Origin of the sequence: Serratia sp. CY76391, assembly GCF_052166695.1 — a bacterium.
In the GTDB taxonomy this organism is placed as follows: Bacteria; Pseudomonadota; Gammaproteobacteria; order Enterobacterales; family Enterobacteriaceae; genus Serratia; species Serratia nematodiphila.
On sequence record NZ_JBJNOJ010000006.1, the window covers coordinates 104029 to 127472 of the forward strand.

Consider the following 23444-nt stretch of genomic DNA (forward strand, 5'->3'; position numbering starts at 1 on the left):
TGAGTGACATGGCGAAAAACCTAATTCTCTGGTTAGTCATCGCGGTAGTGTTGATGTCTGTATTCCAGAGCTTTGGGCCCAGCGAGTCGAATGGCCGTAGGGTGGATTACTCTACCTTCATGTCCGAACTGACCCAGGACCAGGTTCGCGAAGCGCGAATCAACGGACGTGAAATTAACGTTACCAAGAAAGACAGTAACAAATACACGACCTACATCCCTGTCAACGATCCTAAGTTGCTGGATACGTTGTTAACGAAGAATGTGAAAGTTGTCGGCGAGCCGCCTGAAGAGCCGAGCCTGCTGGCTTCTATCTTTATCTCCTGGTTCCCGATGCTGTTGCTGATCGGGGTCTGGATCTTCTTTATGCGGCAAATGCAGGGCGGCGGCGGCAAGGGCGCGATGTCCTTCGGCAAGAGCAAGGCCCGCATGCTGACGGAAGACCAGATCAAGACCACTTTCGCCGATGTCGCCGGGTGTGACGAAGCGAAAGAAGAGGTGAGCGAACTGGTGGAATACCTGCGCGAACCGAGCCGTTTCCAGAAGCTGGGCGGCAAGATCCCGAAAGGCGTGCTGATGGTTGGCCCGCCGGGGACCGGTAAAACGCTGTTGGCGAAAGCGATCGCCGGCGAAGCGAAGGTGCCGTTCTTCACCATTTCCGGTTCCGACTTCGTCGAAATGTTCGTCGGCGTGGGCGCATCCCGCGTGCGTGACATGTTCGAACAAGCGAAAAAAGCCGCGCCGTGCATCATCTTCATCGATGAAATCGACGCCGTCGGCCGCCAGCGTGGTGCCGGCCTGGGTGGCGGTCACGATGAGCGCGAGCAGACCCTGAACCAGATGCTGGTTGAGATGGACGGTTTCGAAGGCAACGAGGGCATCATCGTCATCGCGGCCACCAACCGTCCGGACGTGCTTGACCCTGCGCTGTTGCGCCCGGGCCGTTTCGACCGTCAGGTCGTGGTCGGGCTGCCGGATGTGCGTGGCCGTGAGCAGATCCTGAAGGTGCACATGCGCCGCGTGCCGTTGGCTGCCGACATCGACGCCTCCGTCATTGCGCGCGGTACGCCGGGCTTCTCCGGTGCAGATCTGGCCAACCTGGTCAACGAAGCGGCGCTGTTCGCCGCCCGCGGCAACAAGCGCGTGGTGTCGATGGTGGAGTTCGAGAAAGCCAAAGACAAGATCATGATGGGTGCGGAACGCCGCTCCATGGTAATGACCGAAGCGCAGAAAGAGTCGACCGCGTATCACGAAGCGGGCCACGCCATCATTGGCCGCCTGGTTCCTGAACATGATCCGGTACATAAAGTGACGATCATTCCTCGTGGCCGTGCGCTCGGCGTGACCTTCTTCCTGCCGGAAGGGGATGCGATCAGCGCCAGCCGTCAGAAGCTGGAGAGCCAAATCTCCACCCTGTACGGCGGTCGTCTGGCGGAAGAGATCATCTACGGGCCGGAGAAAGTCTCTACCGGTGCGTCGAACGATATCAAAGTGGCGACCTCCATCGCCCGCAACATGGTGACCCAATGGGGCTTCTCCGAGAAGCTGGGGCCGCTGCTGTATGCGGAAGAAGAGGGTGAAGTGTTCCTGGGCCGCTCCGTGGCCAAGGCGAAGCACATGTCGGATGAAACCGCGCGTATCATCGACCAGGAAGTGAAGTCGCTGATCGAACGTAACTACACGCGTGCTCGCTCGCTGCTGATGGAAAACATGGACATCCTGCACTCGATGAAGGATGCGCTGATGAAGTATGAAACCATCGACGCGCCGCAGATCGACGATCTGATGAACCGCAAAGACGTGCGTCCGCCGGCGGGCTGGGACGATGCGAACAAAGGCAACAGCTCCGACAACGGCGGCACCCCGAAAGCCCCGACGCCGGTAGATGAGCCGCGCACCCCAACGCCGGGCAACACCATGTCCGAACAGCTCGACAAGTAAGAACGGCTGTGTAATAACATCAAACCCCGGTACGCCGGGGTTTTTTTTTGCCCGGCGGGCAGTGAACCAGGCAACAGTAAGGTGGACCAACCATGCAGTTAACCGTGCGCGACATGACGCTCAATCTCTCCCATCCGCAGGTGATGGGCATCCTCAACGTGACGCCGGATTCGTTTTCCGACGGCGGCCGCCACAACACCCTGAACCAGGCGCTGGTGCATGCGCATGCGCTGATTTCGGCCGGCGCCACGATGATTGATATCGGCGGCGAATCGACAAGGCCGGGGGCGGCGGAGGTGAGCGAAGAGGAAGAATTGGAACGGGTCGTGCCGGTGGTGGAAGCGCTGGCGCAGCGCTTCGAGGTCTTTATCTCGGTCGATACCTCGAAGGCGGGCGTGATCCGCGAATCGGCGCAGGCCGGCGCCCATCTGATCAACGACATCCGTTCGCTGCAGGAGCCGGGTGCCCTGGCTGCGGCGGCGGAAAGCGGCCTGCCGGTCTGCCTGATGCACATGCAGGGGCAGCCGCGCACCATGCAGCAGGCGCCGCACTACGACGATCTGATCGCCGACGTTCAGGCGTTTTTCGAACACCATATCCGGCGCTGTAACGAGGCGGGGATAACAAATCAGAAATTGCTGCTCGACCCCGGCTTCGGTTTCGGTAAAAATTTGGCGCACAACTATCAGCTTCTGGCTCGGTTGTCGGAGTTTCATCGTTTTGGTTTGCCGTTGTTGGTCGGCATGTCGCGCAAATCGATGATTGGACAACTGCTGAACGTGCCGCCGGATCAACGGGTTATCGGCAGCGTGGCCTGCGCGGTGATCGCGGCGATGCAGGGTGCGCAGATTGTCAGAGTGCATGACGTTAAAGAAACCGTCGAGGCGATGCGTGTCGTCGAGGCAACACTTTCAGCTAAGGGACAGTAGAGACATGAGCGAGCGCAAATATTTTGGCACCGACGGCATCCGTGGCAAGGTCGGGGACAGCCCCATCACGCCGGACTTCGTGCTGAAGCTGGGCTGGGCGGCCGGTAAAGTGCTGGCGCGTCACGGTTCCCGCAAGATCATCATCGGTAAGGATACGCGCATCTCCGGTTATATGCTTGAGTCCGCTCTGGAAGCCGGTCTGGCGGCCGCCGGATTGTCCGCCTCCTTCACCGGGCCGATGCCCACGCCGGCGGTGGCCTACCTGACGCGAACCTTCCGTGCTGAAGCGGGCATTGTCATTTCCGCTTCGCATAACCCGTTCTATGACAACGGCATCAAGTTTTTCTCGATCGACGGCGCCAAGCTGCCGGACAATGTCGAAGAAGCGATCGAGGCCGAGATGGAAAAGCCGCTGACCTGTGTGGAGTCCTCGGAGCTGGGTAAAGCCAGCCGCATCATCGACGCCGCCGGCCGCTATATCGAATTCTGCAAAGGCACCTTCCCGAGCGAGCTGAGCCTGAAAGGGCTGAAAATCGTGGTCGACTGCGCCAACGGCGCGACTTACCACATCGCGCCGAGCGTACTGCGCGAGCTGGGCGCTACGGTGATCGCCATCGGCGTTGAGCCGGACGGCATGAACATCAACGAGAAATGCGGCGCTACCGATGTGCGTCAGTTGCAGGAGCGCGTGCTGCAGGAAAAAGCGCACGTTGGCCTGGCGTTCGACGGCGACGGCGACCGCGTGATGATGGTGGATCACCTGGGCAACAAGGTGGACGGCGATCAGATCCTGTACATCATCGCCCGCGAAGGCCTGCGTCAGGGTCAGCTGCGCGGCGGCGCAGTCGGCACCCTGATGAGCAATATGGGGCTGGAGCTGGCGCTGAAGCAGCTGGGCATTCCGTTCGCTCGCGCCAAAGTGGGCGACCGTTACGTGCTGGAGAAGCTGCAGGAGCTGGGCTGGCGCATCGGTGCGGAAAACTCCGGCCATGTGATCTTGCTGGACAAAACCACCACCGGCGACGGCATCGTGGCCGGGTTGCAGGTACTGACCGCCATGGTGCGCAACCACATGAGCCTGCATGATCTGTGCAGCGGCATGAAGCTGTTGCCGCAGATCCTGGTCAACGTGCGTTTCGCCGGCGATCACAATCCGCTGGAATCTGAAGCGGTGCGCAAGGTCACCGAACAGGTGGAAGCCGAGCTGGCCGGTCGCGGCCGGGTGCTGCTGCGCAAATCGGGCACTGAACCTCTGATCCGCGTGATGGTGGAGGGTGAGGACGAGCAGCAGGTGACCGCGCTGGCACATCGCATCGCCGATGCGGTGAAATCCGCAGGTTAAAACAGACAGTTAGCCGCCGGGCTTGGCATCGCTGAGCCCGAACAGACGATTGTTGGCGTTTTTTTCCGCAAACGCGCCGGCGGCTGCAAATTGCCCTTGCGCGGGTTGGCGGCTTTGGTTAGTATTCACACCCGCTTCAGTAGGCAGTTTATAAACACGCCTGCTTGATGAGTGTGAAGCATTTGGCATGCGGTGAGGCCGCAAGGATACGGGTACTACTATGTACGAAGCTCTTCTGGTAATTTTCCTGCTGATTTCAATCGGGCTGGTTGCTCTGATTATGTTGCAGCAAGGTAAAGGCGCTGATATGGGAGCCTCTTTCGGAGCAGGTGCATCAGGCACGTTGTTCGGTTCGAGTGGTTCCGGTAACTTTATGACCCGCATGACTGCTGTATTGGCGACGCTGTTCTTCGTCATCAGCCTGATTCTGGGCAACCTCAGCAGCAACCAAAGCAAGAAAGGCAGCGAGTGGGAAAACCTCGGTCAGCCGGTGAAAACTGAGCAGACAACCGCGCCGGCAGCACCTGCCAAGCCGAGCAGCGACATCCCGCAGTAAGCCGCAACAAAGTTTGTAAACGGTGGTTGTGAACTCGAAAGAACAACGGCCGTTAGCAGTAAGAATCAGTACCGAGGTGGTGGAATTGGTAGACACGCTACCTTGAGGTGGTAGTGCCCTAACGGGCTTGTGGGTTCGAGTCCCATCCTCGGTACCAAATCCCAGAGATAACTTGCAATTTTGCGATTATCGGCGTAGTATTTGCCACGTTTTCGGACGCGGGGTGGAGCAGCCTGGTAGCTCGTCGGGCTCATAACCCGAAGGTCGTCGGTTCAAATCCGGCCCCCGCAACCACTTTCCTTTAAGTGTTTATTTTCAAATACACTTTTCGATTGAAATCCGCTTTTCTCGATCAACATTTGAAAATGACACTTGCTCGAAAGTTGTACCGAGGCCGCCTAGCGGCAAACAGGGTCCAGTTGCATAAAGCCCCGATTTTTCGGGGTTTTTTGTTATTTGGCAACAGAATCACTGGGCTATTTAGCCCTTTTTTTATGTCTTGGGGGTGGGCTTGTCCACATTAGAGCAACAGTTAACAGAGATGCTTTCGGCACCCGTAGAAGCGTTGGGCTTTGAGCTTGTAGGCATCGAATTCATTCGTGCGCGCCAATCGACGCTCCGCATCTATATTGATAGTGACAACGGCATCAATGTTGATGATTGCGCTGATGTCAGCCACCAGGTCAGCGCTGTATTGGACGTCGAAGATCCAATCACGGTCGCTTACAACTTGGAAGTCTCCTCTCCTGGCCTTGATCGCCCGATGTTCACCGCAGAGCACTATACGCGTTTCCTCGGTGAAGAAGTCAGCCTGGTCCTGCGCATGGCGGTACAGAACCGTCGCAAGTGGCAGGGTATTATCAAGTCTGTCGAAGGCGAGATGATCACGGTTACTGTGGAAGGGAAAGATGAAGTGTTCGCGCTGAGCAACATCCAGAAAGCGAACCTGGTACCCCACTTTTAAAGTTTGGAAGAGGCAACTAGGATGAACAAAGAGATTCTGGCTGTTGTTGAAGCAGTTTCCAATGAAAAATCCCTTCCGCGCGAGAAGATTTTCGAAGCGCTGGAAACTGCATTAGCCACCGCAACCAAGAAAAAATACGAGCAGGAAATCGACGTGCGCGTCAGCATTGACCGCAGAACCGGCGATTTCGATACCTTCCGCCGTTGGGTCGCCGTAGACGAAGTGACGCAGCCGACGCGTGAAATCACGCTGGAAGCCGCTCAGTTTGAAGATCCGAGCATCGAGCTCGGCGGCTACGTCGAAGATCAGATCGAATCCGTGACCTTCGACCGTATCACCACCCAAACCGCCAAGCAGGTTATCGTGCAGAAAGTGCGCGAGGCCGAGCGCGCGATGGTGGTTGACGCTTTCCGTGAACACGAAGGCGAGATCGTCACCGGCGTGGTGAAGAAAGTGAACCGTGACAGCATCGCGCTGGATCTGGGCAACAACGCCGAAGCGGTGATTGGCCGTGAAGACATGTTGCCGCGCGAAAACTTCCGTCCGGGCGACCGCATTCGCGGCGTACTGTACGCCGTGCGTCCTGAAGCCCGCGGCGCGCAGCTGTTCGTCAGCCGTTCCAGCCCGGAAATGCTGAAAGAACTGTTCCGCATCGAAGTGCCGGAAATCGGCGAAGAAGTGATTGAAATTAAAGCGGCAGCCCGCGATCCTGGCTCCCGTGCGAAAATTGCAGTGAAAACCAACGACAAGCGCATCGACCCGGTCGGCGCCTGCGTAGGTATGCGCGGTGCGCGCGTTCAGGCCGTGTCGAGCGAGCTCGGCGGCGAACGCATCGACATCATCCTGTGGGATGATAATCCAGCGCAATTCGTCATCAACGCCATGGCGCCGGCCGACGTCGCGTCGATCGTGGTAGATGAAGATAACTGCACCATGGATATCGCCGTTGAAGCCAGCAACCTGGCACAGGCGATCGGCCGTAACGGCCAAAACGTGCGTTTGGCTTCCCAGCTGCTGAAACAACACCGCGGCGACGATCGTTGGGAACTGAACGTGATGACGGCGGACGACCTGCAGGCCAAGCACCAGGCCGAGGCTCATGCCGCTATTGATACCTTCACCAAGTATCTTGATATCGACGAAGATTTCGCCACCGTACTGGTTGAAGAAGGCTTCTCCACGCTGGAAGAGCTGGCCTACGTGCCGATCAAAGAGCTGTTGGAAATCGACGGTCTGGATGAAGATACGGTTGAAGCATTGCGCGAACGCGCCAAAGCTGCATTGACCACGCTGGCCCTGGCACAAGAAGAAAGCCTGGGCGACAACAAACCGGCCGACGATTTGCTCAACCTGCCGGGTCTTGAGCGCAGCATGGCCTTTAAACTGGCCGCGCGTGGGGTTTGTACGCTGGAAGATCTTGCCGAGCAGGGTGTTGACGATCTGGCTGATATTGAAGGGCTTAGCGACGAGCAAGCCGGCGAGCTGATCATGGCTGCGCGCAATATCTGTTGGTTTGGCGACAACGCGTAATAACTGTAGCAGGAAGGAACAGCATGACGACAGATGTAACCGTAAAATCGCTGGCAGCAGAGATTCAGACTCCGGTTGATCGCCTGGTACAGCAGTTTGCTGATGCAGGGATCAACAAGTCCGAGTCGGACTCTGTTACCCAGCAAGAAAAAGAAACATTGCTGGCGCACCTGAACCGTGAACACGGCAGCGCGCCGGGTAAACTCACTTTGCAGCGCAAAACGCGCAGCACCTTGAATATCCCGAGCACCGGCGGTAAAAGTAAATCGGTGCAAATTGAGGTCCGCAAGAAACGCACTTATGTAAATCGCGATACGCAGGAAGCCCAGTTGGCTGAAGCGGCAGAGCAGGCACAGCGTGAAGCGGAAGAGCAGGCACGGCGCGAAGCGGAAGAGCTCGCAAAACGCGAAGCGGAAGCGAAGCGCGCAGCCGAAGAGCAAGCCAAACGTGAGGCCGCGGAGATTGCTAAGCGTAATTCAGCGGAAAAAGAAAAAGTGACCAATCAACATACCGACGAAATGACCAAGCCAGCTCAGGCGGAAAAAGCACGCCGTGAAGCCGAAGCCGCTGAACTGAAACGCAAAGCGGAAGAGGAAGTGCGCCGCAAGGTTGAAGAGGAAGCCAAGCGCGTGGCGGAAGAAGCCCGTCGCATGGCCGAAGAGAACGGCGAGAAGTGGGCCCAGGCAGACGCGGCAAGCGCCGCGGTTGAAAGCGCCGACTATCACGTGACCACCTCTCAGCACGCCCGTGCCGCGGAAGATGAAAACGACGCCAAAGTTGAAGGCGATCGTCGCAGCCGCACCCGCGGCGGCAAAGCCACCAAGCAGAAGAAAGGCAACAAGCTGTCCGAATCCAAAGCGGATCGCGAAGAAGCGCGCGCCGTTACCCGTGGCGGTAAAGGCAAACGCAAGCCTAGCGCTCTGCAGCAGGGCTTCAACAAGCCGGCGCAGGTGGTTAACCGCGACGTGGTGATCGGCGAAACCATCACCGTGGCCGAGCTGGCCAACAAGATGGCGGTCAAAGGTTCTCAGGTCATCAAAGTGATGATGAAGCTGGGCGCCATGGCCACCATCAACCAGGTTATCGACCAGGAAACCGCGCAGCTGGTTGCCGAAGAGATGGGCCACAAAGTTATCCTGCGTCGTGAAAACGAGCTGGAAGAAGCGCTGATGAGCGACCGTGATACGGGCGCTGCGGCCGAGCCGCGCGCGCCGGTCGTGACCATCATGGGCCACGTTGACCACGGTAAAACCTCTCTGCTGGACTACATCCGCTCCACCAAAGTGGCGGCGGGCGAAGCCGGCGGCATTACCCAGCACATCGGTGCCTACCACGTAGAAACCGAGAACGGCATGATCACCTTCCTGGATACTCCGGGCCACGCCGCGTTTACCTCGATGCGTGCTCGCGGTGCTCAGGCGACTGACATCGTGGTTCTGGTGGTGGCGGCCGACGACGGCGTGATGCCACAGACCATCGAAGCCATCCAGCACGCGAAAGCGGCGCAGGTGCCGTTGGTGGTTGCGGTGAACAAAATCGACAAGCCGGAAGCCGATCCGGACCGCGTTAAGCAGGAACTGTCCCAGTACGGCGTGATGCCGGAAGAGTGGGGCGGCGAAGCGCAGTTCGTACACGTGTCCGCGAAAGCCGGTACCGGTATCGACGAGCTGCTGCAGGCTATCCTGCTGCAGGCCGAAGTTCTGGAACTGAAAGCGGTACGCAGCGGCATGGCGAGCGGCGTAGTGATCGAGTCCTTCCTGGATAAAGGCCGTGGCCCGGTGGCTACCGTGCTGGTTCAGGAAGGTACGCTGAACAAGGGCGACATCGTCCTGTGCGGCTTCGAATACGGCCGTGTGCGTGCGATGCGTGACGAGCTGGGCCGTGAAGTGACCTCCGCCGGTCCGTCCATCCCTGTGGAAATCCTGGGTCTGTCCAGCGTGCCTGCAGCGGGTGACGAAGCGACCGTGGTGCGTGACGAGAAGAAAGCGCGTGAAGTGGCGCTGTACCGTCAGGGCAAGTTCCGCGAAGTCAAACTGGCGCGTCAGCAGAAGTCCAAGCTGGAAAACATGTTCGCCAACATGACCGACGGCGAAGTGTCCGAGCTGAACATCGTACTGAAATCCGACGTACAGGGCTCTTGCGAAGCGATCAGCGACTCGCTGCTGAAACTCTCCACCGACGAAGTGAAGGTGAAGATTGTCGGCTCCGGCGTAGGTGGTATCACCGAAACCGACGCGACGCTGGCTGCGGCTTCCAACGCCATCATCCTGGGCTTCAACGTGCGTGCCGACGCTTCTGCGCGCCGCGTGATCGAAGCGGAAAGCCTGGATCTGCGTTACTACTCCGTGATCTATAACCTGATCGACGAAGTGAAGCAGGCGATGAGCGGCATGCTGGCGCCGGAATACAAGCAGCAGATCATCGGCCTGGCCGAAGTGCGCGACGTGTTCAAATCGCCTAAGTTCGGCGCTATCGCCGGCTGTATGGTTACCGAAGGGACCATCAAGCGTCACAACCCAATCCGCGTACTGCGCGACAACGTGGTTATCTATGAAGGCGAGTTGGAATCCCTGCGCCGCTTCAAAGATGACGTTAACGAAGTCCGTAACGGCATGGAATGTGGTATCGGCGTTAAGAACTATAACGACGTGCGCGTCGGCGACATGATCGAAGTGTTCGAGATCATTGAGATCCAACGCACCATCGCTTAACGATTGCACATCTGCTTATATCTGTTTACGGGGGGCCTTTGTGCCCCCCGATTTGTCTGGAGAATCCAAAATGGCAAAAGAATTCAGCCGCGGTCAACGCGTGGCGCAAGAGATGCAGAAAGAGATTGCGATCATTCTGCAGCGTGAAGTGAAAGATCCGCGCGTCGGCATGGCGACCGTTTCCGGCGTGGAAGTCTCCCGTGACCTGGCGTATGCCAAGGTTTACGTCACCTTCCTGAACGTGCTGACCGAGAACCACGATCCGGATCTGGTCACCAATGGCATCAAAGCGTTGCAGGACGCTTCCGGCTATATCCGCACTCTGCTGGGCAAAGCGATGCGCCTGCGCGTGGTGCCGGAGCTGACCTTCGCTTACGACAACTCCCTGGTGGAAGGCATGCGCATGTCCAACCTGGTGACCAACGTGGTGAAGAACGACGCCGAGCGCCGTTCCGCCTCAGGCGATGACAAGGAGGACTGATGAGTCGCCCTCGTCGCCGCGGCCGTGATATCCACGGCGTGCTGTTGCTGGACAAGCCGCAGGGTTTGTCGTCCAACGATGCGCTGCAAAAAGTAAAGCGTCTGTACAACGCCAACCGGGCGGGCCATACCGGCGCGCTCGATCCGCTGGCGACCGGCATGCTGCCTATCTGCCTGGGTGAAGCGACCAAGTTTTCGCAATATCTGCTCGATTCCGATAAACGTTATCGGGTGATCGCCAAACTGGGGCAGCGTACCGATACCTCCGACGCCGACGGCCAGATCGTGCAGGAGCGCCCGGTGAGTTTTACCCAGGCGCAGCTCGACGCGGCGCTGGACACCTTCCGCGGCGATATCCAGCAGGTGCCGTCGATGTATTCGGCGCTGAAATACCAGGGCAAGAAGCTCTACGAGTATGCGCGCCAGGGGATTGAAGTGCCGCGCGAAGCGCGCAGCATCACGGTGTACGAGCTGCAGTTTATCCGCTGGGAAGGGGATGAGTTGGAGCTGGAGATCCACTGCTCGAAAGGCACCTACATCCGCACCATCACCGACGATCTCGGCGAGCTGCTGGGCTGCGGCGCGCACGTGATCTATCTGCGCCGCCTGCAGGTGGCGACTTACCCGATCGCGCGCATGGTGACGCTGGAACAGCTGAACGCTTTGCTGGCGCAGGCGCAGGAACAGGCGATCGACCCCGGCGAGCTGCTCGATCCGCTGCTGATGCCGATGGACAGCCCGGTTGAGAACTATCCGGAAGTGAATTTGCTGCCGGTGGTGGCGGGCTACGTCAAGCAGGGGCAACCGGTGCAAGTGGCCGGCGCGCCGGCTTCCGGCATGGTGCGTATCACCGAGGGTGAAGAGCGGAAATTCATCGGCGTTGGCGACATCGCCGAGGATGGTCGCGTGGCGCCGCGCCGCCTGGTGGTCGAACATTTCGACTGACGGCGGGGCACTGCGTCGCCTTGCGATCGCACTGCGCTAAGAGTAGAATGGCGCAGCTTATGCATTGGGTTGCTGAATTAGAGATCGGCGCCTGTTTTTATTATCTATAATCTGGAGTATTACAATGTCTCTAAGTGTTGAAGCTAAAGCTCAAATCGTAGCTGATTTCGGTCGTGGTACTAACGACAGCGGTTCTACCGAAGTTCAGGTTGCCCTGCTGACTGCGCAGATCAACCATCTGCAAGGCCACTTCTCCGAGCACAAAAAAGATCACCACAGCCGTCGTGGTCTGCTGCGTATGGTTTCTCAGCGTCGTAAGCTGCTGGACTACCTGAAGCGTAAAGATGTAGCACGTTACACCAGCCTGATCGAGCGTCTGGGTCTGCGTCGCTAATCTAGCAAGTTTCAGTGGAAAGGGGCCTATTTTGGCCCCTTTCTTCTAGGAAGCATAAGCAAATCAGGTTAATGTATTACTGATGTTTCCAAACAGGTTCTTCCGTTACAGAGGTTCGCGCGGCTAATGAGAGGCTTTATCTCCTGCCTGAGATAAGGATTGTCATTAGTCGCGAGGATGTAGTGAGAAGGCAAATCGAGTCACAGGCGTGTCGAGTCGTCAATGCGATTGCGCGCCGCTAATCAAGGATATAATTTTGCTGACACCGATCATTCGCAAATTCCAGTATGGCCAGCATACCGTCACCATCGAAACCGGTATGATGGCTCGTCAGGCCACCGCCGCCGTTATGGTGAGCATGGATGACACCGCTGTATTCGTTACCGTCGTTGGCCAGAAAAAAGCCAAGCCGGGCCAGAGCTTCTTCCCGCTGACCGTTAACTACCAAGAGCGTACCTACGCCGCCGGCCGCATCCCGGGCAGCTTCTTCCGTCGCGAAGGCCGTCCGAGCGAAGGCGAGACCCTGACTTCCCGTCTGATTGACCGTCCGATCCGTCCACTGTTCCCGGACAGCTTCCTGAACGAAGTTCAGGTGATCGCGACCGTGGTTTCCGTTAACCCGCAGGTGAACCCGGACATCGTTGCGATGATCGGTGCTTCCGCGGCCCTGAGCCTGTCCGGTATTCCGTTCAACGGCCCAATCGGCGCAGCGCGCGTAGGTTACATCAACGATCAGTACGTGCTGAACCCGACGACCGACGAGCTGAAAGAAAGCCGTCTGGATCTGGTTGTTGCCGGTACTGCCGGCGCGGTGCTGATGGTTGAATCCGAAGCGGACGTGCTGAGCGAAGATCAGATGCTGGGCGCCGTGGTGTTCGGCCACGACCAGCAGCAAGTGGTTATCGAAAACATCAACGCGCTGGTTGCCGAAGCCGGCAAACCGAAGTGGGATTGGCAGGCGCCTGCGGTCAACGAAGCGCTGCACGCGCGCGTGGCTGAACTGGCCGAAGCTCGCCTGGGCGACGCGTACCACATCACCGAAAAACAAGAGCGTTACGCTCAGGTTGACGCGATCAAAGACAGCGTGGTTGAAACCCTGCTGGCGCAGGACGAAACGCTGGACGCCGGTGAGATCCAGGACATCCTGGGCAACCTGGAGAAAAACGTGGTGCGCAGCCGCGTACTGCGTGGCGAGCCGCGTATCGATGGCCGTGAAAAAGACATGATCCGTGGCCTGGACGTGCGCACCGGCGTACTGCCGCGCACCCACGGTTCCGCGCTGTTCACCCGTGGCGAAACTCAGGCGCTGGTTACCGCGACCCTGGGCACCGCGCGCGACGCACAGAACCTGGACGAGCTGATGGGCGAGAAGACCGACAGCTTCCTGTTCCACTACAACTTCCCTCCGTACTCCGTAGGCGAAACCGGCATGGTCGGTTCTCCTAAGCGTCGTGAAATCGGTCACGGTCGCCTGGCGAAACGCGGCGTATTGGCTATGATGCCTAAACCGGAAGATTTCCCGTACACGGTTCGCGTGGTGTCTGAAATCACCGAATCCAACGGTTCTTCTTCCATGGCTTCCGTGTGCGGCGCGTCTCTGGCGCTGATGGACGCCGGTGTGCCAATCAAGGCCGCCGTTGCGGGCATCGCGATGGGCCTGGTGAAAGAAGCCGACAACTATGTGGTTCTGTCCGACATTCTGGGTGACGAAGATCACCTGGGCGACATGGACTTCAAAGTGGCCGGTAGCCGCGACGGTATCACCGCGCTGCAGATGGACATCAAAATCGAAGGCATCACCCGCGAAATCATGCAGGTGGCTCTGAACCAGGCCAAGGGCGCGCGTCTGCACATCCTGGGCGTAATGGAACAGGCTATCAGCACTCCGCGCGGCGATATCTCCGAATTCGCACCACGCATTCATACTATCCGCATCAACCCGGATAAAATCAAAGACGTGATCGGTAAGGGCGGTTCCGTTATCCGTGCACTGACCGAAGAGACTGGCACTACCATCGAAATCGAAGATGATGGTACAGTTAAAATCGCTGCGACCGACGGTGAGAAAGCGAAATTCGCTATCCGTCGCATCGAAGAGATCACGGCAGAGATCGAAGTGGGCCGTATCTACCAGGGTAAAGTGACCCGTATCGTTGATTTCGGCGCATTCGTCGCTATCGGCGGTGGTAAAGAAGGTCTGGTGCACATTTCTCAGATCGCCGACAAGCGCGTTGAGAAAGTGACCGACTATCTGCAGATGGGTCAGGAAGTGCCGGTTAAGGTACTGGAAGTTGACCGTCAGGGCCGCGTGCGTCTGAGCATCAAAGAAGCGATGGCGCCGGAAGCAGGTTCACCTGCGCCTGAAGCAGAATAACTGTATAGATAGTTTTACAGCTCCCCGCCACGGGGTTGGGAGCTGTTCGTATCGCGCGGGTAGGATGCCCGCGTTTTAGCAAACGGAGGACAGGACGTTCATCCAATGTTTGTCTTCGGGAGTGGGAAATGAAGCCTTTCTTGCGCTGGTGTTACGTTGCGACAGCACTCATGCTGGCAGGATGCAGCAACCATGATTGGCGTAAAGACGAAGTTTTGGCAATCCCGTTGCAGCCAACGTTGCAGCAGGAAGTGATCCTGGCGCGCATGGAACAAATTCTTGCCAGCCGGGCACTGACGGATGACGAACGCGCACAGCTTTTATATGAGCGCGGTGTGCTGTATGATAGCCTCGGGTTACGTGCATTAGCGCGCAATGATTTCTCGCAGGCGCTGGCGATACGTCCCGACATGCCGGAAGTTTTCAACTACCTGGGCATTTACTTAACGCAGGCAGGCAATTTTGATGCTGCCTATGAAGCGTTTGATTCTGTACTAGAGCTTGATCCAACTTACAATTACGCGCGTTTAAACCGGGGCATCGCACTGTATTATGGCGGCCGCTTCCCGTTGGCGCAGGATGATCTGCAGGCGTTTTATCAAGACGACCCAAACGATCCCTTCCGTTCGTTATGGCTGTATCTGGTGGAGAGAGAAATCGATCCCAAGAAGGCCGAGGTAGCGCTTCAGCAGCGCTATGACAAAGCGGACAGAGGGCAATGGGGATGGAATATTGTCGAATTCTACCTGGGCAAGATCAGCGAAAAAACGCTGATGGAACGCCTCAAGGCAGATGCAACGGATAACACTTCGCTCGCTGAGCATCTCAGTGAAACTGACTTCTATTTGGGTAAACACTACCTGAGTCTGGGGGACAAGGACACCGCTTCGGCGCTGTTCAAACTGACGGTGTCTAACAACGTTCACAACTTCGTTGAGCACCGCTATGCATTGTTGGAATTGGCGCTTTTGGGCCAAGAGCAAGACGACCTATCGGAATCGGACCAGCAATAGCTGACGAACACCTATCAGCCTGATGGACATTGGTTTTTAACCAAAGTTATCGCCTTCACGGGCGAGGGCTTTTTTGTTCGTTTTATAATCTAATTTGAGCCGGTTCACACTTTTCAATGAAAATGACTGAAAATTTTCTCGACGAGTTATGTAGACTGGCTGCCATTATTAATGAGGCACGTGTACATGACGACTGAGTTTGAAACCTCTTTTGCCGATCTGGGGCTGTCTGCTCCAATCATTTCCGCCCTGAACGATCTGGGCTATGAAAAACCATCTCCGATCCAGGCTGAGTGTATTCCTCACCTGTTGAACGGCCGCGACGTGCTGGGCATGGCGCAGACCGGTAGTGGTAAAACCGCAGCGTTCTCGCTGCCGCTGCTGCACAACCTGCAGGCAGACCTGAAAGCACCTCAGATCCTGGTGCTGGCGCCGACCCGCGAACTGGCGGTTCAGGTTGCCGAAGCGATGACCGATTTCTCCAAACACATGAACGGCGTCAACGTGGTAGCCCTGTACGGCGGCCAGCGTTACGACGTGCAGCTGCGCGCTCTGCGCCAGGGCCCGCAAATCGTTGTGGGTACCCCAGGCCGCCTGCTGGACCACCTGAAGCGCGGCACCCTGAACCTCTCCAACCTGAGCGGTCTGGTGCTGGATGAAGCCGACGAAATGCTGCGCATGGGCTTTATCGAAGACGTAGAAACCATCATGGCTGAGATCCCGGCTGAACATCAGACCGCGCTGTTCTCCGCCACCATGCCGGAAGCGATCCGTCGCATCACCCGCCGCTTCATGAAAGAGCCGCAGGAAGTGCGCATCCAATCCAGCGTCACCACCCGTCCGGACATCAGCCAGAGCTACTGGTCGGTCTACGGCATGCGTAAAAATGAAGCGCTGGTGCGTTTCCTGGAAGCCGAAGACTTTGACGCGGCGATCATCTTCGTCCGTACCAAGAACGCGACTCTGGAAGTGGCCGAAGCGCTGGAGCGTAGCGGTTACAGCAGCGCCGCGCTGAACGGCGACATGAACCAGGCGCTGCGTGAGCAGACCCTGGAGCGCCTGAAAGACGGTCGTCTGGATATCCTGATCGCGACCGACGTTGCGGCCCGTGGCCTGGACGTTGAGCGCATCAGCCTGGTTGTCAACTACGACATCCCGATGGACTCCGAGTCTTACGTTCACCGTATCGGCCGTACCGGTCGTGCGGGCCGCGCCGGCCGCGCGTTGCTGTTCGTGGAAAACCGCGAACGCCGCCTGCTGCGCAACATCGAACGCACCATGAAGCTGACCATCCCTGAAGTGGAACTGCCGAACGCAGAACTGCTGGGCGAGCGTCGTCTGGCCAAGTTCGCCGCGAAAGTTCAGCAGCAGCTGGAAAGCAGCGATCTGGACCTGTACCGCGCACTGCTGACCAAACTGCAGCCGGAAGAAGAGCTGGATATGGAAACTCTGGCCGCCGCGCTGCTGAAAATGGCACAGGGCGAACGTCCGCTGATCCTGCCGCCGGATCCGGTCTTCAAGCCACGTCAGCGCCGCGAGTTCAACGACCGTGACGATCGTCGTGGCGACCGTCGTGACAGCCGTGACGGCGATCGTCCGCGTCGCGAACGTCGTGACGTTGGCGAAATGCAGCTGTACCGCATCGAAGTGGGCCGTGACGATGGCGTAGAAGTGCGTCACATCGTTGGCGCTATCGCTAACGAAGGCGACATCAGCAGCCGTTACATCGGTAACATCAAGCTGTTCGCTTCTCACTCCACCATCGAGCTGCCAAAAGGCATGCCGGGCGAGATCCTGAATCACTTCACTCGCACCCGCATCCTGAACAAGCCGATGAACATGCAGCTGCTGGGCGATGCACAGCCGTTCGAACGTCGCGAGCGTCGTGACGGTGGCAACGGTGGCGAGCGTCGCGGCAACGGTCGTCCGTTCAACGGCGAACGTCGCGAAGGCGGCCCACGTCGCTCCTTCGGCGAACGTCGTGAAGGCGGCAACGGCGGCGAGCGTCGTGGCGGTAACTACAACCGTGACGGCAAGCCGGCGCCACGCCGTGATGACGGCGCACCGGCAGCACCACGTCGTCGTTTCGGCGACGCGTAATCGCTGATTCGCCGTTCGCGGTGAAGCGCTCTGAAAAACCAGCCTGCGGGCTGGTTTTTTTATGCCTGAAAGTTGCCGTCAAACGCCCCTGAATGGCGTATCATTCATAAGGTTTTTTCTTACGGATGATATGCACGGGAGATGCCATGAGTTGGCAGCAGTTTAAATCTCAATACCTGGTGCGCTTTTGGGCGCCGCTGCCGGCGGTGATCGCCGCCGGGATCCTTTCTACCTACTACTTCGGCATGACCGGCACCTTCTGGGCGGTGACCGGCGAATTCACCCGCTGGGGCGGTCATGTGCTGCAGTGGTTCGGTCTACACCCCGAGCAATGGGGCTATTTCAAGGTCATCGGCCTGCAGGGCACGCCGCTGGAGCGCATCGACGGGCGCATGATCATCGGCATGTTCGCCGGCTGCATCGCCGCCGCGCTGTGGGCCAACAACATCAAACTGCGTCAGCCGCAGCACCGCATTCGCATCGTGCAGGCGCTGCTGGGCGGCATCATTGCCGGCTTCGGCGCACGCCTGGCGATGGGCTGCAACCTGGCGGCGTTCTTCACCGGCATTCCGCAGTTCTCGTTGCACGCCTGGTTCTTCGCGCTGGCGACCGCCGCCGGCTCCTACTTCGGCGCCAAATTCACGCTGCTGCCGATGTTCCGCATTCCGGTCAAGTTGCAAAAGGTGAAGGCCGCCGCGCCGCTGACGCAGAAGCCTGAGCAGGCGCGTCGCCGTTTCCGGCTGGGCATGGCGATCTTCGGTCTGGCGGTGGCCTGGTCGTTGTGGACGCTGTTCGATGCGCCGAAGCTCGGCATCGCCATGCTGTTCGGCATCGGCTTTGGCCTGCTGATCGAGCGCGCGCAGATCTGCTTCACTTCGGCGTTCCGCGATCTGTGGATCACCGGCCGCACCCACATGGCGAAAGCCATCATCATCGGCATGGCGGTGAGCGCCATCGGCATCTTCAGCTATGTGCAGCTCGGCGTGGCGCCGAAGATCATGTGGGCCGGCCCGAATGCGGTGCTGGGCGGTTTGCTGTTCGGTTTCGGCATCGTGCTGGCCGGCGGCTGCGAGACCGGCTGGATGTACCGCGCCGTGGAAGGGCAGGTGCACTACTGGTGGGTGGGGCTGGGCAACATCATCGGCGCTACGCTGCTGGCCTATTACTGGGACGACCTGGCGCCGGCGCTGGCGACCGACTACGACAAGATCAACCTGCTCGATACCTTCGGCCCGATCGGCGGCCTGCTGGTGACTTACCTGCTGCTGGCGCTGGCCTTCGCCGCCATGCTGTGGTGGGAGAAACGCTTTTTCCGCGCCCGGCCTGAGGCGCAGGTGGTGAATTTGAGGAGCATGCCATGAAAGAGACGACGATAGTGCCGGACTACCGGCTGGACATGCTGGGCGAGCCTTGCCCGTACCCGGCGGTGGCGACGCTGGAGGCGATGCCGCAGCTGAAGCCGGGGGAGATCCTGGAGGTGATCAGTGATTGCCCGCAGTCGATCAACAACATCCCGCTCGATGCGCGCAACCACGGCTACAAGGTGCTGGATATCCAGCAGGACGGGCCGACCATCCGCTATCTGATCCAGCGTTAACGCCAAGGCGGTGGGGTTCCCACCGCCTTTTCGCTTTTTAGCCCTTCACGATGTCGCCTTTCACGCCGGCGACGATCTCGAACGAACGCAGCCGCGCCTGATGATCGAAGATCTGGCCGTTGACCATGATCTCGTCGGCATCGGTTTCACGCAGCAGCGTTTGCAGCCCGTGACGCACCGTTTTTTCATCGCCGACGATCGACATCCGCAGCGCCTGTTCGACGCCGTACTGCTCGCCGGCGGTCCACAGCGCGTGGATGTTATCCACCGGCGGCGGCAGCGGGCCGGGTGAACCGCGGCGCAGATTGATGAACTGCTGCTGCATCGAGCTGAACAGGAAGCGCGCGTCGCGGTCGCTGTCGGCGGCGATCACGTTGACGCACACCATGGCATGCGGCTGCGCCAGCTGTTTGGAGGGTTTGAAGTTCTCGCGGTACAGCTGCAGCGCCTGGAACAGCATATCCGGAGCGAAGTGCGAAGCGAAGGCGAACGGCAGGCCGAGCTGCGCCGCCAGCTGTGCGCTGTAGAGGCTGGAGCCGAGCAGCCAGAGCGGCACATGCAGCCCCTGGCCCGGCACCGCCTGCACCGGCTGGCCGGGCTGCGCGTCGCAGAAATAGTTTTGCAGCTCCTGCACGTCGCGCGGGAAGGTATCCACATCGCCGGACAGGTGGCGGCGCAGCGCCATCATAGTGCGTTGATCGGTGCCGGGCGCGCGGCCCAGCCCCAGATCGATGCGGCCGGGGTAGAGCGATTCCAGCGTGCCGAACTGTTCAGCGATCACCAGCGGCGCATGGTTCGGCAGCATTACGCCGCCGGAGCCGAGGCGAATGCTCTGGGTGCCGGCGGCCAGATAGCCCAGCAGCACTGAGGTGGCGGCGCTGCCGATGCCGGTCATATTGTGGTGCTCGGCCAGCCAGTAGCGCTGGTAGCCCCAGCGTTCGGCGTGTTGCGCCAGATCCAGCGAACAGTGGAAAGCGTCGCGCGCCTTGGCCCCTTGCGGGATTGGCGATAAATCCAGTACCGAAAGCGGTACGGCAGTGTGTTCAGTCATGACATCGTCCATCAGAGAGTGGATCGCTTAAAGGGCGATTGCAGGAATCTGCATACTAAAAGGCCGAAAAAAGATGCTTTTTAGTGTTAAAAGCATAATCCAATTTATAGTTATAAAAGAGGAGATATGTGCTTGTGATATCCTCATGAGTGCAATGGTGTTTTTTGGAGCAATTTGAGACATGGAAATGATGATCCCCGCCCGCCGCTTACCGTTCCGGGAGCCGATATAATGAAAAAAAAGACGCTGTTTACCCTGTTGCTGATGATGGTGGCGATCGCATTGGCGATCCTGTTCCGCGCGCACAATCAGGATCTGTTGCTGCAGGGTGAAGTGGATGCCCCCGAAGTGATCGTCGCATCCAAGGCGAAAGGCCGGGTTGTTGAACGCCTGATCGAACGCGGCGATGACGTGAAAAGCGGCCAGCTGATCATCCAACTCGACAGCCCCGAACTGATGGCGCAGCTGCGTTCCGCGCAGGCGACGCGCGACGAGGCCAAAGCGCAGCTCGAGCTGTCGCTGCACGGCACCCGTGAAGAGAGCATCCGCAACCTGCGCGCCAACCTGGCGCAGGCCGAGGCGCAGTACCGCAATGCGCAAAACGACTACAACCGTAACCTGAGCGTGGCCGGCAAGGGCTATATCTCGAAGTCCGAGCTGGACGCTTCGCGCCGGTCGCGCGACACCGCCTTCCAGCAGGTGCAGGCCGCCAAGGCCAACCTGGATGAAGGCATCAACGGCGATCGCGTCGAGCAGCGGCAGCAATATGCGGCGGCGCTGCGGGCGGCGGAAGAGAACCTGCTGCAGATCCAGGCGCAGAGCGACGATCTGCAGGTGAAAGCGCCGGTGGACGGCGAAGTGGGGCCGATCCCGGCCGAAGTGGGCGAATTGCTGAACGCCGGCAGCCCGCTGGTGACGTTGATCCGGGTGCCGGACGCTTACTTCGTGTTTAACCTGCGTGAAGACATCCTGGCCCACGTGCGCAAAGGCGACAAGGTCAAGCTGCGGGTGCCGGCGCTGAAGGACAAAATGATCGACACCGAGGTGCGTTACATCGCGCCGCTGGGGGATTACGCCACCAAACGCGCCACCCGCGCCACCGGCGACTTCGACCTGAAAACCTTCGAAGTGCGCCTGTATCCGTCACAGCCGGTGGACGGCCTGCGTCCGGGGATGAGCACCTTATGGCAATGGAAAGAGTAAGGGCCGGCTGGCGCTGCTTCAGTCACGCGTTCGACAAAGAGTGTCGCGTCGCCTTTCGCAGCCCGGTGGTGCACTGGCTGAGCTGGATCTTTCCGCTGATCCTGTTTGCGCTGATCAGCAGCAACTTCTCCGAAGGCACGCTGCTCGATCTGCCGGTCTCGGTGGTGGACAGCGATCACAGCCCGCTGTCCAAATCGCTGACGCGCCGGCTGGACGCCGGGTCGCACGCCCACGTCGAGGCATACGGCGGCGGGTTGCCGGAGTCGCTGAGCCGCCTGCGCAGCGCGCAGGATTACGCGTTGCTGTATATCCCACCGGACTTTGAGGCCAATGCGCTGTCGGGCAAACAGCCGAGCGTGGTGATGTACTACAACGCGCTGTTTTACGGCGCCGGGCTGTACTCCACCCAGGACTTCGGCGGCCTGATGAACGAAATCAACGCCAGCACCCGCAGCATCATCGCCACCGAGATGGGCAAAACGTTGCCGCCGCTGGCGGACGTGACGCTCTCCTACGGCAGCCTGTTCAACGCCAGCGGCAGCTATATCTATTACCAGCAGTTCGCCGCCACCATCCACCTGCTGCAGCTGTTCGCGGTGACCTGCATGATCTACGTGCTGGCGCGCAGCAAGTCGCTGCTGCAGGCCAAGCCGTTCAGCCTGGCGCTGCTCGGCAAGCTGGCGCCGTACACGCTGTGTTTCACCACCCTGCTGATGGTTGAGATCGCGGCGCTGGTGGGCATCTTTGACGCCCGCGTCAGCGGCAACCCGCTGTTTATGCTGATGATCGGCTTGTTCTACGTGATGGCGGCGCAGAGCATCGGCCTGCTGCTGTACACCTTTACCGGCAGCACCATCACCGCCTACAGCCTGATCGGTATTTTGGTCAGTATCGCGATGACCTTCTCCGGCATGGCGGTGCCTGAGCTGTCGATGCCGCTGCCGGCGCGCATCATTTCCAACATCGAACCGCTGACCCACGCGCTGTACGCGATGTTCGACGTGTTCCTGCGGCAGGTGCACGCCAGCGCCATCTTCAGCGTGTGCGCGCTGCTGGCGGTCTATCCGCTGGTGGCCGCGCTGCTGGTGCGCAATCGCCTGCCGGCGCGGCTGGCAAAAGAGGGGAACGCCGGATGAAGCTCTATTGGCAAACCTTCGTTAAAGTGCTGCTCGGCATGCTGGAGCGGCCGGTGTGGCTGATGCTGATCCTGTCGCTGTGCATCATGAGCCTGGTGTACGCCAACCGCACTGTCTGGGATCTGCCGGTGGGGGTGGTCGATCAGGATCACAGCACCGCCAGCCGGCAGCTGATCCGCCAGCTGGACGCCACCTCCAAGATCGCGATTGAAACCTACGACAGCCTGGAACAGGCGCAGCGCGATCTCAGCTGGCGCAAGCTGTTTGCGGTGATCATCATGCCGGTGGATCTGGAGAAGAAGATCCTCAGCGGGCAGAACATCGTGGTGCCGGTCTACGGCGACGCCACCAACCGCCTGGCCAACGGCCAGATCCAACAAGACGTGGTGGCGGCCTATCAGCAGCTGCTGACGGAGTACAACAACGGGCTGCTGCTGCGCAGCGGTTTCAGCGAACGGCAGGCGCAGATACTGCTGACGCCGATACTGGGGCAAACGCTGGACGTGTTCAATCCCGGCATCAGCTTTGCGGCGATCATCTTCCCCGGCCTGCTGGTGATGCTGTTGCAGCACTCGCTGCTGATCGCCTGTATCCGCGTCAATATCGCCATGAAGAGCATGCCCGGCGGCAAGGCGCCGCTGGCGGCGCATCTCGGCGGGCTGACGGCGCTGCTGCCGATCTGGCTGTTCTTGTCGATCGTGTTGTTCGTGCTGTGGCCGTGGGTATTGGGCTATAGGCAGACGGCGAACATCGCCGAGCTGCTGCTGCTGACCTTCCCGTTCCTGCTGGCGGTATTGGGGCTGGGCAAGCTGGTGACAGAATGTCTGCGCAGCGTCGAGATGATCTACCTGACGCTGGCGTTCATCACCACGCCGATCTTCTACCTGTCCGGCACTATCTGGCCGCTGCAGTCGATGCCGGCCTGGGTGCGCGCCATCTCGTACAGCATCCCCTCCACCTGGGGCACCAAGGCGATCGCCGGCGTCAACCAGATGGGGCTGTCGCTGAATGAGGTGTGGGGCGACGTGGTGATGATGCTGATACTCGGTGTGGTCTACACCCTACTAGGCTTTGGCGTCGGCTTCTTGCGCAACAGCGTGGCGCTGCGCGGGATGTTCAGGAAACGGCGGGCGTAGGGGATAAATAAAGGCGCCATTTTCGGCGCCTTTATTATTTCGT

Annotated in this window: 20 protein-coding genes and 2 tRNA genes; 21 read left to right on the forward strand and 1 reads right to left on the reverse strand. The window is 59.2% G+C overall.

What is annotated here, in order from left to right; translation table 11 throughout:
- Nucleotides 1–8: 8 nt before the first annotated feature.
- From ftsH to yedF, 18 genes are all read left to right on the forward strand, one after another.
- On the forward strand, nt 9–1940 hold the full coding sequence (gene ftsH / locus ACJ8PN_RS11310) for an ATP-dependent zinc metalloprotease FtsH (protein ID WP_004933529.1): 1932 nt from the start codon (nt 9–11) through the stop codon (nt 1938–1940).
- A 92-nt stretch (nt 1941–2032) separates the two neighbouring features.
- Nucleotides 2033–2869, forward strand: coding sequence for a dihydropteroate synthase (folP, locus tag ACJ8PN_RS11315; RefSeq protein ID WP_021504257.1), 837 nt, complete (start codon nt 2033–2035; stop codon nt 2867–2869).
- Nucleotides 2870–2873: 4 nt separating this feature from the next.
- The gene (glmM, locus tag ACJ8PN_RS11320) at nt 2874–4211 is read left to right on the forward strand and encodes a phosphoglucosamine mutase (RefSeq protein ID WP_004933522.1); all 1338 of its coding nucleotides are present in this window, start codon (nt 2874–2876) and stop codon (nt 4209–4211) included.
- Nucleotides 4212–4431: 220 nt separating this feature from the next.
- Nucleotides 4432–4767: a preprotein translocase subunit SecG gene (gene secG / locus ACJ8PN_RS11325; RefSeq protein WP_004933519.1), complete on the forward strand. Its 336-nt coding sequence runs from the start codon at nt 4432–4434 to the stop codon at nt 4765–4767.
- Between the two features lie 70 nt (nt 4768–4837).
- Nucleotides 4838–4924: transfer RNA gene (locus tag ACJ8PN_RS11330), tRNA-Leu, on the forward strand.
- 60 nt (nt 4925–4984) lie between these two features.
- Nucleotides 4985–5061 (forward strand) — tRNA-Met (locus tag ACJ8PN_RS11335).
- Nucleotides 5062–5278: 217 nt separating this feature from the next.
- The gene (gene rimP / locus ACJ8PN_RS11340; RefSeq protein WP_028127574.1) at nt 5279–5731 is read left to right on the forward strand and encodes a ribosome maturation factor RimP; all 453 of its coding nucleotides are present in this window, start codon (nt 5279–5281) and stop codon (nt 5729–5731) included.
- Nucleotides 5732–5752: 21 nt separating this feature from the next.
- Nucleotides 5753–7261, forward strand: a complete 1509-nt coding sequence (gene nusA / locus ACJ8PN_RS11345; protein WP_004933514.1) for a transcription termination factor NusA — start codon at nt 5753–5755, stop codon at nt 7259–7261.
- 23 nt (nt 7262–7284) lie between these two features.
- Nucleotides 7285–9972 (forward strand): translation initiation factor IF-2, encoded by a 2688-nt coding sequence (gene infB / locus ACJ8PN_RS11350; protein ID WP_004933511.1) that lies wholly within the window; start codon nt 7285–7287, stop codon nt 9970–9972.
- Between the two features lie 70 nt (nt 9973–10042).
- Nucleotides 10043–10453 carry a 30S ribosome-binding factor RbfA gene (gene rbfA, locus ACJ8PN_RS11355; RefSeq protein WP_004933508.1) on the forward strand — a complete coding sequence of 137 codons (411 nt, stop codon included), beginning with the start codon at nt 10043–10045 and terminating at the stop codon, nt 10451–10453.
- Entirely contained in the window at nt 10453–11397 is a 945-nt protein-coding gene (gene truB, locus ACJ8PN_RS11360; protein ID WP_171453221.1) for a tRNA pseudouridine(55) synthase TruB, read from the forward strand. The genes rbfA and truB overlap by 1 nt, the downstream gene beginning before the upstream one ends.
- 124 nt (nt 11398–11521) lie before the next feature.
- Nucleotides 11522–11791 carry a 30S ribosomal protein S15 gene (gene rpsO, locus ACJ8PN_RS11365; RefSeq protein ID WP_004933502.1) on the forward strand — a complete coding sequence of 90 codons (270 nt, stop codon included), beginning with the start codon at nt 11522–11524 and terminating at the stop codon, nt 11789–11791.
- A gap of 256 nt (nt 11792–12047) precedes the next feature.
- Entirely contained in the window at nt 12048–14165 is a 2118-nt protein-coding gene (gene pnp / locus ACJ8PN_RS11370) for a polyribonucleotide nucleotidyltransferase (protein ID WP_004933498.1), read from the forward strand.
- 128 nt (nt 14166–14293) lie between these two features.
- Nucleotides 14294–15178 carry a lipoprotein NlpI gene (nlpI, locus tag ACJ8PN_RS11375; protein WP_004933495.1) on the forward strand — a complete coding sequence of 295 codons (885 nt, stop codon included), beginning with the start codon at nt 14294–14296 and terminating at the stop codon, nt 15176–15178.
- A gap of 122 nt (nt 15179–15300) precedes the next feature.
- Nucleotides 15301–15375 carry a protein YrbN gene (yrbN, locus tag ACJ8PN_RS11380; protein WP_223182019.1) on the forward strand — a complete coding sequence of 25 codons (75 nt, stop codon included), beginning with the start codon at nt 15301–15303 and terminating at the stop codon, nt 15373–15375.
- Nucleotides 15365–17278: a DEAD/DEAH family ATP-dependent RNA helicase gene (locus tag ACJ8PN_RS11385; protein ID WP_033638901.1), complete on the forward strand. Its 1914-nt coding sequence runs from the start codon at nt 15365–15367 to the stop codon at nt 17276–17278. The genes yrbN and ACJ8PN_RS11385 overlap by 11 nt, the downstream gene beginning before the upstream one ends.
- A 146-nt stretch (nt 17279–17424) precedes the next feature.
- Complete coding sequence (yedE, locus tag ACJ8PN_RS11390; protein ID WP_004933488.1) at nt 17425–18639, forward strand: selenium metabolism membrane protein YedE/FdhT; 1215 nt, start codon at nt 17425–17427, stop codon at nt 18637–18639.
- Complete coding sequence (yedF, locus tag ACJ8PN_RS11395; RefSeq protein ID WP_004933486.1) at nt 18636–18875, forward strand: sulfurtransferase-like selenium metabolism protein YedF; 240 nt, start codon at nt 18636–18638, stop codon at nt 18873–18875. The genes yedE and yedF overlap by 4 nt, the downstream gene beginning before the upstream one ends.
- A 37-nt stretch (nt 18876–18912) precedes the next feature.
- Here the strand turns inward: yedF and ACJ8PN_RS11400 are convergent, their stop codons facing one another.
- Entirely contained in the window at nt 18913–19926 is a 1014-nt protein-coding gene (locus ACJ8PN_RS11400; RefSeq protein WP_033633542.1) for a luciferase-like monooxygenase, read from the reverse strand.
- 231 nt (nt 19927–20157) lie between these two features.
- Between ACJ8PN_RS11400 and ACJ8PN_RS11405 the strand changes: the two genes are divergently transcribed.
- The 3 genes from ACJ8PN_RS11405 to ACJ8PN_RS11415 are packed head-to-tail and all read left to right on the forward strand — an operon-like array spanning nt 20158 to nt 23401.
- Nucleotides 20158–21129: an HlyD family secretion protein gene (locus tag ACJ8PN_RS11405; protein ID WP_004933479.1), complete on the forward strand. Its 972-nt coding sequence runs from the start codon at nt 20158–20160 to the stop codon at nt 21127–21129.
- The gene (locus ACJ8PN_RS11410; protein WP_044029869.1) at nt 21111–22265 is read left to right on the forward strand and encodes an ABC transporter permease; all 1155 of its coding nucleotides are present in this window, start codon (nt 21111–21113) and stop codon (nt 22263–22265) included. Before ACJ8PN_RS11405 ends, ACJ8PN_RS11410 begins: the two co-directional genes overlap by 19 nt.
- Complete coding sequence (locus ACJ8PN_RS11415) at nt 22262–23401, forward strand: ABC transporter permease (protein WP_442534944.1); 1140 nt, start codon at nt 22262–22264, stop codon at nt 23399–23401. Before ACJ8PN_RS11410 ends, ACJ8PN_RS11415 begins: the two co-directional genes overlap by 4 nt.
- Nucleotides 23402–23444: the final 43 nt, after the last annotated feature.

Coding starts and splice junctions, on each gene's coding strand:
- ftsH (WP_004933529.1), top strand. CDS start 9: ATGGCGAAAAACCTAATTCTCTGGTTAGTCATCGCGGTAGTGTTGATG.
- folP (WP_021504257.1), top strand. CDS start 2,033: ATGCAGTTAACCGTGCGCGACATGACGCTCAATCTCTCCCATCCGCAG.
- glmM (WP_004933522.1), top strand. CDS start 2,874: ATGAGCGAGCGCAAATATTTTGGCACCGACGGCATCCGTGGCAAGGTC.
- secG (WP_004933519.1), top strand. CDS start 4,432: ATGTACGAAGCTCTTCTGGTAATTTTCCTGCTGATTTCAATCGGGCTG.
- nusA (WP_004933514.1), top strand. CDS start 5,753: ATGAACAAAGAGATTCTGGCTGTTGTTGAAGCAGTTTCCAATGAAAAA.
- infB (WP_004933511.1), top strand. CDS start 7,285: ATGACGACAGATGTAACCGTAAAATCGCTGGCAGCAGAGATTCAGACT.
- rbfA (WP_004933508.1), top strand. CDS start 10,043: ATGGCAAAAGAATTCAGCCGCGGTCAACGCGTGGCGCAAGAGATGCAG.
- truB (WP_171453221.1), top strand. CDS start 10,453: ATGAGTCGCCCTCGTCGCCGCGGCCGTGATATCCACGGCGTGCTGTTG.
- rpsO (WP_004933502.1), top strand. CDS start 11,522: ATGTCTCTAAGTGTTGAAGCTAAAGCTCAAATCGTAGCTGATTTCGGT.
- nlpI (WP_004933495.1), top strand. CDS start 14,294: ATGAAGCCTTTCTTGCGCTGGTGTTACGTTGCGACAGCACTCATGCTG.
- ACJ8PN_RS11385 (WP_033638901.1), top strand. CDS start 15,365: ATGACGACTGAGTTTGAAACCTCTTTTGCCGATCTGGGGCTGTCTGCT.
- yedE (WP_004933488.1), top strand. CDS start 17,425: ATGAGTTGGCAGCAGTTTAAATCTCAATACCTGGTGCGCTTTTGGGCG.
- yedF (WP_004933486.1), top strand. CDS start 18,636: ATGAAAGAGACGACGATAGTGCCGGACTACCGGCTGGACATGCTGGGC.
- ACJ8PN_RS11400 (WP_033633542.1), bottom strand. CDS start 19,926: ATGACTGAACACACTGCCGTACCGCTTTCGGTACTGGATTTATCGCCA.
- ACJ8PN_RS11405 (WP_004933479.1), top strand. CDS start 20,158: ATGAAAAAAAAGACGCTGTTTACCCTGTTGCTGATGATGGTGGCGATC.
- ACJ8PN_RS11410 (WP_044029869.1), top strand. CDS start 21,111: ATGGCAATGGAAAGAGTAAGGGCCGGCTGGCGCTGCTTCAGTCACGCG.
- ACJ8PN_RS11415 (WP_442534944.1), top strand. CDS start 22,262: ATGAAGCTCTATTGGCAAACCTTCGTTAAAGTGCTGCTCGGCATGCTG.